This is a genomic window from Paenibacillus sp. Marseille-Q4541 (assembly GCF_018310695.1).
In the GTDB taxonomy this organism is placed as follows: Bacteria; Bacillota; Bacilli; order Paenibacillales; family Paenibacillaceae; genus Paenibacillus.
In genome coordinates this window covers 359,213-371,516 of record NZ_JAGXCY010000002.1, presented here as the reverse complement: position 1 = coordinate 371,516, position 12,304 = coordinate 359,213, and the positions used below count along the sequence as shown (strand labels likewise).

Annotated in this window: 12 protein-coding genes; all 12 read left to right on the top strand. The window is 41.8% G+C overall.

Annotation, left to right across the window (positions count from 1 at the left end; translation table 11 throughout):
* Positions 1-159: 159 nt before the first annotated feature.
* A complete protein-coding gene (locus KFT32_RS04385) occupies positions 160-930 on the top strand; it encodes a ClpP family protease (RefSeq protein ID WP_211745888.1) in 771 nt (256 codons plus the stop codon).
* Entirely contained in the window at positions 927-1,160 is a 234-nt protein-coding gene (locus KFT32_RS04380) for a YlzJ-like family protein (RefSeq protein WP_211745887.1), read from the top strand. The genes KFT32_RS04385 and KFT32_RS04380 overlap by 4 nt, the downstream gene beginning before the upstream one ends.
* A 78-nt stretch (positions 1,161-1,238) precedes the next feature.
* Complete coding sequence (locus tag KFT32_RS04375; RefSeq protein ID WP_249435642.1) at positions 1,239-3,872, top strand: FtsK/SpoIIIE family DNA translocase; 2,634 nt, start codon at positions 1,239-1,241, stop codon at positions 3,870-3,872.
* A gap of 172 nt (positions 3,873-4,044) precedes the next feature.
* Entirely contained in the window at positions 4,045-4,866 is an 822-nt protein-coding gene (gene sleB, locus KFT32_RS04370) for a spore cortex-lytic enzyme (RefSeq protein ID WP_211745886.1), read from the top strand.
* A gap of 183 nt (positions 4,867-5,049) precedes the next feature.
* On the top strand, positions 5,050-6,330 hold the full coding sequence (gene yfmF, locus KFT32_RS04365; protein ID WP_211745885.1) for an EF-P 5-aminopentanol modification-associated protein YfmF: 1,281 nt from the start codon (positions 5,050-5,052) through the stop codon (positions 6,328-6,330).
* Positions 6,331-6,333: 3 nt separating this feature from the next.
* Positions 6,334-7,614 carry an EF-P 5-aminopentanol modification-associated protein YfmH gene (gene yfmH, locus KFT32_RS04360; protein WP_211745884.1) on the top strand — a complete coding sequence of 427 codons (1,281 nt, stop codon included), beginning with the start codon at positions 6,334-6,336 and terminating at the stop codon, positions 7,612-7,614.
* Positions 7,615-7,616: 2 nt separating this feature from the next.
* Positions 7,617-8,387 carry an elongation factor P 5-aminopentanone reductase gene (gene ymfI / locus KFT32_RS04355; RefSeq protein ID WP_211745883.1) on the top strand — a complete coding sequence of 257 codons (771 nt, stop codon included), beginning with the start codon at positions 7,617-7,619 and terminating at the stop codon, positions 8,385-8,387.
* A gap of 100 nt (positions 8,388-8,487) precedes the next feature.
* Positions 8,488-8,742: a DUF3243 domain-containing protein gene (locus KFT32_RS04350; protein ID WP_211746029.1), complete on the top strand. Its 255-nt coding sequence runs from the start codon at positions 8,488-8,490 to the stop codon at positions 8,740-8,742.
* Between the two features lie 189 nt (positions 8,743-8,931).
* Positions 8,932-9,699, top strand: a complete 768-nt coding sequence (locus KFT32_RS04345; RefSeq protein ID WP_211745882.1) for a DUF3388 domain-containing protein — start codon at positions 8,932-8,934, stop codon at positions 9,697-9,699.
* A 79-nt stretch (positions 9,700-9,778) separates the two neighbouring features.
* On the top strand, positions 9,779-10,747 hold the full coding sequence (locus KFT32_RS04340; protein ID WP_211745881.1) for a helix-turn-helix domain-containing protein: 969 nt from the start codon (positions 9,779-9,781) through the stop codon (positions 10,745-10,747).
* Between the two features lie 129 nt (positions 10,748-10,876).
* Entirely contained in the window at positions 10,877-11,392 is a 516-nt protein-coding gene (locus KFT32_RS04335; RefSeq protein WP_211745880.1) for a YajQ family cyclic di-GMP-binding protein, read from the top strand.
* 244 nt (positions 11,393-11,636) lie between these two features.
* Positions 11,637-12,218 carry a CDP-diacylglycerol--glycerol-3-phosphate 3-phosphatidyltransferase gene (gene pgsA / locus KFT32_RS04330; protein WP_211745879.1) on the top strand — a complete coding sequence of 194 codons (582 nt, stop codon included), beginning with the start codon at positions 11,637-11,639 and terminating at the stop codon, positions 12,216-12,218.
* Positions 12,219-12,304: the final 86 nt, after the last annotated feature.

The window sequence follows — 12,304 nt, the reverse complement described above, 5'->3', positions numbered from 1 at the left end:
GCACACAGTCGCCTCTTCAACCAACAGGTAATATTGGACGGTTCCCTGTTGGAATGAAGAGGCTTTTTTGTGTTATTTGCATAAAATGGGAGCCTTAACTGCCATACTAAACAAATGTGAGATGAAGTATAACATTGGCAGAAAAGGGCGTGTTTACTAATGAAATATGAAGAAGCTGAGAAAACAAAAGAGGTAAAAACTAATAATGAAACTCCCATAATCCCACAGGAGGAAATCAAGATTAACCCAGTTGTAAATACGATTCAAGAATTGGGTCAGACCGCAGTTGCTGTTCCTCCAGCAGAATCCAATATTTTCTGTATGACCATTATTGGCCAGATAGAAGGGCATCTCATCTTGCCTCCACAAAATAAAACAACGAAATATGAACATTTGATTCCTCAGCTTGTGGCAGCAGAACAAAACCCACGCATTGAGGGCATTCTCATTATTCTTAATACGGTAGGAGGAGATGTAGAAGCAGGTCTCGCAATTGCAGAGATGATTGCTTCAATGACAAAACCGACAGTGACCGTTGTTATTGGGGGAGGGCATAGTATTGGTGTTCCTATTGCAGTAAGCAGCAGTTATTCTATCATTGCCGAAAGTGCCACGATGACCATTCATCCCATCCGTATGAATGGATTATTTATTGGAGTACCCCAGACGTTTGAATACATGGAAAAGATGCAAGAAAGAGTGGTACGTTTCGTGACTTCCCACTCTCGTATAACAGAGGAACAATTCAAGCAATTAATGTTTAAGACAGGGGAACTTAATCGTGATATTGGAACAGCAGTTGCTGGCTCAGATGCAGTTGAATATGGGCTTATGGATGCGGTCGGAGGTATTGGAGATGCAATAACAGAACTGAATCGGCGAATTCAATCGAATAAAGAGATGGCTCAGACGAAAGGGTTAACTCAATGACTATGTACACAGTAATGCCTATGGAGCAGTTATGGGATGGAATGTGGAAAGAACAGTCACCCCTTATGGAAATGAATGTTGGAGGGCGTTTACTGCAAGTGATGCCCAAGGATGAAAAAACAGGAATTATCGTGAGAATGCTGCACGGAGGGTTATATGACTATCTTGATCCTGTATATTCCCCAGGGAGAGAAATTCCACTTTACACAGGGCAGGTTCATCAGGAATAACCTTGAAAAACAGTCGGAAAAGAACATATGTGCTGATGTGTTACTTATGGTATAATATTCTTCTGGAGGTGACCTTTTTTGGCCAGAAAGAAGAAAAAGAAAAGAAAATCAACCCTTGGCGGGGTTCTTAAATATGAGATATATGGAATCATTTTGATTACCTTATCTGTTATTGCCCTCTCAGGTGAGGCCACGGTTGGACGCTCCTTATCCAAAATGTTTGGACTATTACTGGGCAAGTTTTATTTTGTAATCCCGCTCATAGGGATATTTTATGGCCTGATGGTTATGATCCATCGTAAATGGCCTTCAGGCTGGAATCTTAGAAAAAGCGGACTGTTATTACTAGTACTAGCCTTGACCTTAATGAGCACGATTTCAGCTATGGAACAGAAGCTCGGACCAATGAATCTGTTAAATGCATCCGAAGTGATGAATCAGATACATATTGATCTACAAACGGAACTGCTTAGACCGGACGAAACGACGAATGCCTCCATGTTAGGTCGAGATATTAGTGGAGGGTATGTCGGGGCTGCAGAATATGCCGTATTGTTATGGTTATTTGGCAATATGGGTGCAAATCTAATGATGATTGTCATGTTCTTTATCAGCTTTATGTTGATTACGGGTTTATCTTATGTAGACTTAATTCGAATATTTAGAACACGCGTGCTTCGTTCAGGAAGTGCGCTCATCTCGAGGTGGAAATCCTCCTCTAAATCAGGAACTGCTCGTAAATCCGGAGCTAAAAATCAAGTCAAACATAAGCCTAAGGTAATTCCGGTTCATGATGAAGAGGATGCTGATGAGGAGTTTTCTCATGATCTTCCGAAACGCAAAGCACCTTTATTCTTTCAATTGTTTGGAAATGCCAAATCGAAAGAACGTGAAGGTACTGTAGAGGACGAAGATCAAGAGGATGGACAAGGTGTGCTTTATGGTGCACCATCTACAGATATCAATCTACCGTGGGCAGAAGATATTCCCGAACCTCATCATTCTTCACCAAAAGAAACGGGAGTTAAAGCGGGAGGCGGAGCAAGCTCGGCACCAATTATTCGAGACTTTTTCGAAAATGTGCGGAGTGAACATACGGTGGATGAAGATGATCTAGATGAAGCTTTTCATGCAGATGAAAATCAGGTTCTAGCTTCAAACTCTTCTGAGATTTCTTCACCTGAAACAATGGCAGCTGAGGGGTCCGAAGATCAACTTCAAGGTGGCGAATCTGGTGCGGAAGTAAATGAGGAAGATATTCAACAATCCATACCAGTTCCCCCACCTAAACCTTATAAGCTCCCGCCATTCAAGTTGCTTTCAAGACCTAGCAACGGTGGTAAGGGTGGAGACCAGAACGATTATAAACAAACTGCCCGCAAACTAGAGGCTACACTTGAGAGCTTTGGAGTTCGTGCCAAAGTACTTGAAGTGGTCCGTGGTCCAGCTGTAACCAGATACGAAATTCAGCCTGATATTGGCGTGAAGGTGAGTAGGGTCGTGAGTCTAACGGATGATATAGCACTTGCGCTTGCTGCTAAAGATATTCGTATGGAAGCACCGATTCCTGGTAAATCAGCAATTGGGATTGAAGTGCCTAACGGCGAAGTTTCTGTCGTTACCATGCGTGAAGTTATGGAAACAACTATTTTTCAGGAAGCCGAATCTAAGCTTTCGATTGCATTTGGCCGGGATATTTCCGGTCAGACGATCGTAGGTAACTTGGCAAAAATGCCCCATTTACTTGTAGCTGGAGCAACAGGTTCAGGTAAATCTGTATGTATTAACGGGATCATTACCAGCATTTTGTATAAAGCCAAACCGGATGAAGTAAAATTCCTGATGGTCGATCCGAAAATGGTTGAGCTCAATGTGTACAATGGAATACCTCATTTGTTGGCACCTGTTGTGACCGATCCTAAACGAGCTTCGCTCGCTCTTAAGAAAATTGTAGTCGAGATGGAGAAGCGGTATGAGCTTTTCTCGAAGTCCGGAACTCGAAATGTGGAAGGTTATAACAACCTAATGAAAGATAATCCAGCAGCGGTACTACCTTATATTGTAGTTATCGTCGATGAGCTTGCTGACCTCATGATGGTAGCAGCGAATGATGTAGAAGATGCGATTGCAAGACTTGCTCAGATGGCTCGTGCAGCTGGCATTCATCTCATCATCGCAACGCAAAGACCTTCTGTTGACGTAATTACAGGTGTAATTAAAGCGAACATACCATCTCGTATTGCTTTTGGTGTATCCTCACAGGTGGACTCCCGAACGATACTGGATATGGGTGGAGCGGAAAAATTACTTGGCCGAGGCGATATGCTCTTTATGCCGGTAGGTTCTTCCAAACCTGTACGTGTACAAGGTGCGTTTATGAGTGATCAAGAAGTTGAAAATATTGTGAGTTACGTTCGTGATCAGGCGGAGGCGGAGTATGATGAGTCTCTTGTACCTGAAATTGATGACTCCCTACAGCAGACGGAAGAGGTTCAAGATGAGCTGTATGACCAAGCTGTTCAGATTATCATAGAAGCGAAGCAGGCTTCAGTATCCCTTCTTCAGCGGCGTATGAGAGTGGGGTATACTCGTGCAGCAAGACTGATTGACTCCATGGAAGCTAGAGGAGTGATTGGTCCTTACGAGGGCAGTAAGCCAAGAGAGGTTCTTATCTCTATGGAACAATTTCAAGCTAACAAAATAAGTTCTTAGTTTTTTAAAAGGAGTTCCTCTCAACATGGAGGGCTCCTTTTTTGTATGCCTTGATTTCATTTCCATCCTTTTACATGTTTTCATATATGGCTGAAAGTGCATAGGAACAATAACTGCTAAACATAATAAATGTAGCCAACAAGAGAACATTAAAGAAAGGTAGATTCTACACATGCGAAAAATCAATCTTTGGATACTTGCCGGCTTGATTTTAATATCAGCTACTTCATATCGTCTGATTTTAATGACAAATGAAGAAAAGGCAGAATCAAGAATCGAGCTGGACACTACAGCAGTACCGACATTTAGCCAAAACACGGTCAAATCTGGTGCATATGGACAGGATGTATATGAACTGCAAGGCAGACTAAAGTATCTTGGTTACTACTATGGGAAAATTGATAGCCATTTTGGTCCTAAGACACTGGGCTCTGTAAAATGGTTTCAATCAGAGTTTGGTATGCCGGCAGACGGTGTAGTCGGGGCAAAAACGAAACTTAAGCTGTACAATGCAACAAAAGATTGGCGTCCGACAGAACCAGGTCCTGGTTTAGCGAATTCCGGGGGGACATCTTCAGGTAATGGCGGCAAAGGTAACAGTGGAAATAACAATATGGGAAGCACTAACTCTTTGGGACTTACTGAAAACGAACTTAAAATTATGGCCAATGCCGTTTACGGTGAAGCTCGCGGAGAGCCTTTTGAAGGACAAGTAGCTGTAGCAGCTGTCATCTTGAACCGGGTAGAATCACCACAGTTTCCAAATACACCTTCCGGGGTTATTTTTCAGCCGGGTGCATTTACTGCTGTAGCAGATGGTCAGATTTATCTTGAACCAAATGAGCAGGCGCGAAAAGCGGTTATGCAGGCTTTGGACGGATGGGATCCATCTGGTGGATGTCTCTACTATTTTAACCCTAAAACAGCCACTTCTAAATGGATCTGGACTCGTCCTCAAGTGAAAACAATTGGTCAGCATATATTCTGTATGTAAGTTATAGAATGGGATGGGTAAGGTACTCCAGCGTAATTAGGGAGGCTCATCTCTGAATAGAGAAGCACACATGCAATCGGCGGAATGTCCTCCGGTTGCTTCTGTGCTTTTGAATGAGTTAGAATGAAATCATACTAGGAAAATTAATGAAAAAATTATGACGTCGTAAAGGGGTTTTGGAACTTGACTAATACAGGATTCGAACGCGGCAGCAATCAGCATATTCGTATTCATGTGCTGCCTACCAAGCGCTTTAAGACGTTTGCCATATCTCTGTATGTGGGCACTCCACTTAAAGAAGAGACAGTAACCAGTACAGCATTGATCCCATTCGTTCTGCGCAGAGGAACAACATCCTACCCAGAAACAATTCAGTTTCGTGAGCAGCTAGAGGAGTTGTATGGTGCCGGCTTCGGTTTTGACGTATACAAAAGAGGAGATCATCAAATTATCCAGTTCCGTATGGATACGATTAATGATTCCTTCGTTCAGAGCAGTGACAGTCTGCTTGACCGATCCTTTGCATTTCTCGGGGAAGTGGTGACGAGTCCTGCTACAGAAAATGGACATTTTCGTTCGTCTTATGTTCAGGCAGAGCGGGACACTGTACGTAAAAGGCTTGAATCTATCGTAAACGATAAAATTCGTTACGCAGGAGAGCGTTGCATTGAAGAAATGTGCAAAGATGAACCTTATCGATTGCATCCACTAGGGGAACGTAAGGACCTGCCCGCAATTAATCCAGAAGGGCTATATACTTCCTATGAACAATGGATTCGCAATGCGGGAATGGATCTGTATGTGGTAGGCGATACGACACTTGAAGAAGTTGAAAAGCTCGTAGGGAAGTATTTTAAACTGAATCGCGATACTTCGTTCGAATATAAAACGGAAATAAATCACCGTCAGCAACGTGATGTGCAAACCGTGGTTGAGAAACTGAATGTGAATCAGGGTAAGCTTAATATGGGACTTCGAACATCCATTACATATGGTGACGATCGGTATGCATCTGCCTTGATGTACAACGGTATTTTAGGGGGTTATCCTCACTCCAAACTCTTTGTCAACGTTCGTGAGAAACACAGTCTTGCTTATTATGCTTCTTCTAGGTATGACGGTCATAAAGGTATTGGCACAATTCAATCTGGAATTGAGATCCCTAATTATGAGCAGGCGGTCGAGATTATTACTAATCAATTATCCGATTTAAAAGCAGGCAAAATCACGGATCTGGAGATGGATCAGACAAAGGCCATGATTCGCAATTTGCTAAAGGAAATCGGGGATTCCGCATTTGAAATGATTTCCTATGACTTCAACCGCCAGTTATCGGGTAAAGAGCGCTCTACAACTGAACTACTGGAGCAAATTGAATCCTTGACCAAAGAAGATGTTCAGAAGGCAGCGGAAACGTTCCAGCTGGATACCATTTATTTCTTGAGAGATCAGAAGGGGGAATGACCGGTGGAGAGCATACGATATGAACATCTGCAGGAAACTCTGTATTATGAAGTGATGGACAACGGTCTTTCCGTGTATGTGCTTCCTAAACCGGGGTTTGAAAAAACTTATGCCACTTTTGCAACTAAATTTGGATCGGTAGATAATCATTTTAAAGTAGAGGGTAAGGATGAGCAGCAAGTACCCGACGGGATTGCTCACTTTTTGGAACATAAAATGTTTGAGGAGCCAGAAGGCGATATTTTTGCTACCTTCGCTTCTAATGGAGCTTCTGCCAATGCGTTTACTAGCTTCGATCAGACGGTGTATTTATTTTCGGCAACAGAAAATGTGAACAAGAATATCGAGACGCTTGTGAATTTTGTTCAAAATCCATATTTTACAGATCAAAATGTGGAAAAAGAAAAAGGGATTATTGGTCAGGAAATCAATATGTATCAGGATAACCCGGATTGGCGTGTATATTTCGGGCTAATCGAGGCGATGTTCCAGAAACATCCGGTACGAATTGATATTGCCGGGACGATTGAATCCATTAGCACAATTACAAAAGAAACACTATATGATTGTTATAACGCTTTCTATCATCCAAGCAATATGCTTCTCTTCGTTGTAGGCGGTGTTAATCCGCAAGAAGTTATGGACCTTGTTCGTGACAATCAAGCGAAAAAGAACTACGAGAATCAAGGGGAAATTGATCGTCTCTTTGAAGAAGAACCTCTTGAAGTCGGAGAGAAACGCAGAGAAGCAAAACTTGCGGTCTCTTTGCCGAAATGTTTATTTGGATTCAAGGAGCTAAGCAAAGGCCTTAGCGGTGAAGAAATGATTCGTGAGGATTTGACAACGCGTCTTATGATGGATCTCTTGTTTGGTTCTAGTACGGAATTGTATCAGAAACTATACGATGAGGATTTAATTTCTGATGGCTTTGGTCATGAATATAATAGTTCTGCTCAGTATAGCTTCTCCGCTGTTGGGGGAGATACGAAAGACCCTGAGCTTTTATTAAGTCGTGTCCGTACCGAAGTGGAAGCAATTCAGCAAAAAGGATTCGAACAGAATCACTTCGAGCGAGCTCGTAAGAAAAAAATGGGCGGATATTTGCGTATGCTAAATTCTCCGGAGAGCATTGCACATGAATTTACCCGTTATCAATTCCGCGGCGGAGATTTATTCCGAGTGCTGCCAATTTATGAATCCATTACGCTAGAGGATGTTAATAGACGTCTCAGAGAACATATTGATTGGAATCAACTTGCGGTGTCTTTGGTGGTGAGTCCTTAATTATGGAGAGAGAAACCGGATCCTTTATGAAGCCAATACTCGATACAACGGTTCTGGTTACTGGTGCAAGCAGGGGAATAGGCGCTGCGATTGCAGAGCGTTTTGCGGCAGTTGGGATGAACGTGGTTATTCATTACATGAATTCTCACGAAGCGGCGAATGAGGTCGCAAGACGATGTATGGACTATGGCGGCAAGATTATGACCGTAAGTGCTGATTTAAGAAGTAAAGAACAAATTGAGCGTATGGCGCAAAAACTTAAGGACTACCAGATGCTTCCTGATATCCTGGTTAATAATGCCGGTATTACTCACTATGGTCTTTTGTCCGATGTAACGGAAGAGGAATGGGATCAAGTGATGTCTGTTAATTTGAAAGGAACTTTCCTTTGTACACAGATGTTTATGCCACATATGGTTTCACAGCGGTATGGACGGATAATAAATGTTTCTTCTATTTGGGGCATCTCAGGGGCTTCCTGTGAAGTTCTATATTCAACGACTAAGGGAGGCATTAATGCCTTCACTAAAGCTCTAGCTAAGGAACTTGCGCCCTCTGGTGTGACTGTGAATGCAGTTGCACCGGGTGCCGTTGATACAGATATGATGCGTACATTTGATGAAGAGGAAATTAAGTCACTTGAGCAAGAAATTCCAGCAGGTCGATTGGCCAAACCCGATGAAATTTCTTCTTTGGTCTATTTTTTGGCGCTTCCCGAGTCAGGATATATTAATGGTCAGATCATTTCGCCTAATGGCGGCTGGTTAACCTAATCAGACCTAAAAATAATTCCTGTATAAGGAGCACGTTCATTGCTCATATTAACTACTGCCCACTTTAAATCTCATAAGTAATGCTAAGGAGGATTTAATGATGTCAACAGTAGTCAGTAATTTTGATTCATGGAAAAAATTTCTGGGTGATCGTGTAGCGCAAGCCGAAAAACTCGGTATTAGCGAAGATGTCATTAACAAACTCGCTTTTGAAATCGGTGATTTCCTCGATGAAAAAGTCGATCCGGCAAACCCGTCCAACCGAGCATTAAAAGAACTATGGGATGTGGGTGACGAGGATGAGCGTCGCACTATTGCTAAGCTCATGGTCAAATTGGCTAAGAATAACGCATAGTTGACGCATGGAGAAGCTCCCGCAAGGGAGCTTTTCTGTAATTGTTACATCCTTGGTTCTTGTAATTCATTTTTATTTTATATATCATTAGTAAGACCCATGTTTGATGGATTCAGATCCAAACATTTTCTATTCGCGGGAATGACTGATTATGTCGAATATTGAGGAATAAGCTTCAGAGGTGTTAATATGGAGTACAAACAGTGGTATATGGAGTACAAAATACATAAGAACAGACCTGGACTCCTTGGTGATATTGCTTCAATGCTCGGAATGCTTGAGGTAAACATCCTGACCATTAATGGTGTAGAAGGAAAAACAAGAGGGATGCTTCTTGAATCGGATGACGATGAGAAAATCCAACTCCTTGGTCAAATGTTGAAAAAAGTGAACAACATCACGGTAACGGCGCTCCGTGCCCCACGCCTTGTTGATATACTTGCGGTTAGACATGGCCGTTATATTGATCGTGATTCAGATGATCGTAAAACTTTTCGCTTTACCAGAGATGAACTTGGGTTACTTGTTGATTTTTTGGGTGAAGTATTTAAGAGGGAAGGTAATCAGGTTATCGGTCTGCGAGGAATGCCGCGTGTAGGAAAAACAGAATCCATTATTGCAGGTAGTGTATGTGCGATGAAAAGATGGACGTTTGTATCTTCTACACTATTGCGCCAAACTATACGCAGTCAGCTGTCCGAGGACGAAATGAACCCAAACAATGTTTTTATTGTTGATGGGATTGTGAGTACAATTCGTTCTAATGAGAAACACTATAATTTGCTGCAGGACATCATGAGTATGCCGAGTACGAAGGTGATTGAGCATCCTGATATTTTCGTACAAGAATCGGAGTATGATTTTAACGATTTCGATATTATCATTGAACTTCGCAGCAACCCAGAGGAAGAAATTATATATGATACGTTTACTGCGAATTATACCGATGATCTGTAAAGGTACAGCGATAATTTAAAGGAATGTGTTTTTATAAATGAAACATCTTGGAGAAGACAAAGAAAGAGGAGGAATTGGCATGTCTGAACTGGGTCAGCAGTTGAAAGAGGCCCGGCTGCAAAAAGGACTAAGTCTTGATGACGTTCAAGAAATGACAAAGATTAGAAAAAGGTATCTTGAAGCGATTGAATCGGGAGATTATAAAGTTCTACCTGGCAGTTTTTATGTGCGGGCTTTCATTAAAACATATGCGGAGACAGTGGGTTTGAATCCGGATGAGCTGCTGGAAGGACATAAAAAAGATGTTCCGGCACCGGAGCAAGAAGCAACGATGGAACCCGTTATTCAGAAGCGTTCCAGCCGACCTGCTTCCGAGCGTAACAATAAGTGGTTGTCTATGGTATTACCTTGGACCTTTTTGGCTCTCATATTAATTCTTATTTATGTTTATGCGATTAAAGGTAACATCGGCAACCAAGCCGAGGTGCCTAATGAACCAGGTACGGAACAGGTAGATCCGCCTGTGACAGAAAATCCAACCCCACCTGAAGGTACGGATGAGCCTGGATCTGAAGTAGGGGGCGGAGATAATCAGGAAGATCCGAATGGATCTGAGGAAACTCCAACCGATGAAGAACCACCTACTGAAGAAGAACCTACCGAACAGCCGATTACGGTTGCGGAAAGTGGTAAGTCAGGCAATATTACCATCTTTGATGTTACGGGTGGCAGTTCCGATGAGCCGGTTAAAGTTGAGATTAAAGCATCAGGGTTGAGTTGGATGGAAGTATATAAAGGCGAGAATTCCAGTGGGGAAAAATTATTCAGAGATAACACTGCAGAAGGACAAACTTATAGCTTCGATCTTGATTCTGAAGGAATGTACATCAAATCAGGTTATGCCCCAGCTACGGTAATTACCGTAGACGGTGAAGTCGTTACTGATGGCAAAACAACGAACCGGATTCGACTGCAACGAGTAGAAGACACAAATTCTGATCAGAATAATGCTTCTACCGATGAAGAATCTACCGATAGTGGCGAGTAAGGTTGCCTACCCTAACATGTACAGCGAATTTGTCGCTGTACATGTTTTTTCGAGTGAGGTTACCTGACAATAGTTTGGAAGAGATTCGATTTATTTATCTTGTTTTAATATAATGTTACACAGGGCAATATGACTATAGAGAAGGAAGTGGATGTTGTGAGTGAAAGTTCATTTGATATTGTATCCAAACTAGATATGGCGGAACTAACCAATGCCGTATCTCAGGCGGAGAAAGAAATTGCTAGCCGCTATGATTTTAAAGGAAGCAAGAGCAGTCTTAAAATAGAGAAAGATGCGCTTGTTATTGTTTCGGACGACGAATACAAATTGAATGCAGTTATTGATGTTCTGCAGTCCAAAATGGTAAAAAGAGGACTCCCGTTAAAAAATTTGGATTATGGCAAAGTTGAACCTGCTTCTATGGGGACAGTGCGTCAGCGCCTTGGTTTCAAGCAAGGAATTGATCAAGATAATGCAAAAAAAATCAATATCTTGATTCGTGATTCCAAACTGAAAGTGAAAAGCCAAATTCAAGGGGATCAAATTCGAGTTACCGGTAAAAGCCGTGACGATTTGCAATCGATTATACAATTGCTTCGTTCTAGCGATTTGCCTCTTGATCTTCAGTTTACGAATATGAAATAGAGTTCTTAAGATGCTTTTTATGAGTAACGAAATCATATCGATGTGATTTCATGCCCTGCCGTTTTATCAATATGTCTTTTTTGACAATTATATGGGGGTACAATCTACAAGAGCGGAAATTTTCATATTATAGATGTTTGGTTTATCCTTACATTACATATCTCATGAATAATAAAAAGACATAGGCGGAGTTCGCTATTACTAGCGTATCTCCAAGTACGATCAAAAGGGGAGGGCGTCTTTTTTGAATTTACCCAACCGAATTACTCTAGCCAGAATTTTCATGATTCCTGTCATGATGATCTTCTTACTGGTTGACTTTGATTTTTATCCTTCACCTATCCAGTTTGGTGACTATTCACTTCCTTACAACCAGCTTATCGCAGCAATTATTTTTATCGTAGCTGCGAGTACAGATGGGATTGACGGTTACATTGCGCGGAAACACAATTTGGTAACAAACCTTGGGAAATTGCTGGATCCTTTGGCAGATAAACTTTTGATTACAGCTGTACTCGTTTCTCTGGTTGAAATGGGCAGTGTGCCTTCATGGATGGCGGTTGTTATTATTAGCCGTGAATTCGCTGTAACAGGTTTACGTCAGGTAGCTTTGTTAGATGGTTCTGTTGTTGCTGCAAGCTCTTGGGGCAAGGTGAAAACCGTAACTCAAATTATTGCTATTTCCTTATTATTATTGAACAATTTCCCGTTTGCGTTTGTTTCTGTGCCAATGGATGTTATATTTATTTGGCTGGCAACTCTCGTGACGTTATATTCCGGGATTGACTACTTTGTCAAAAACAAGCATCTCCTTCATCAAAACTAGGCGTAAAAGCAGGATTTTACGTTTACAATAGTTAAATATCTTTACCAAGAAGAGCAATAGGGATCCCTATTGCTCTTTTGAAAGAT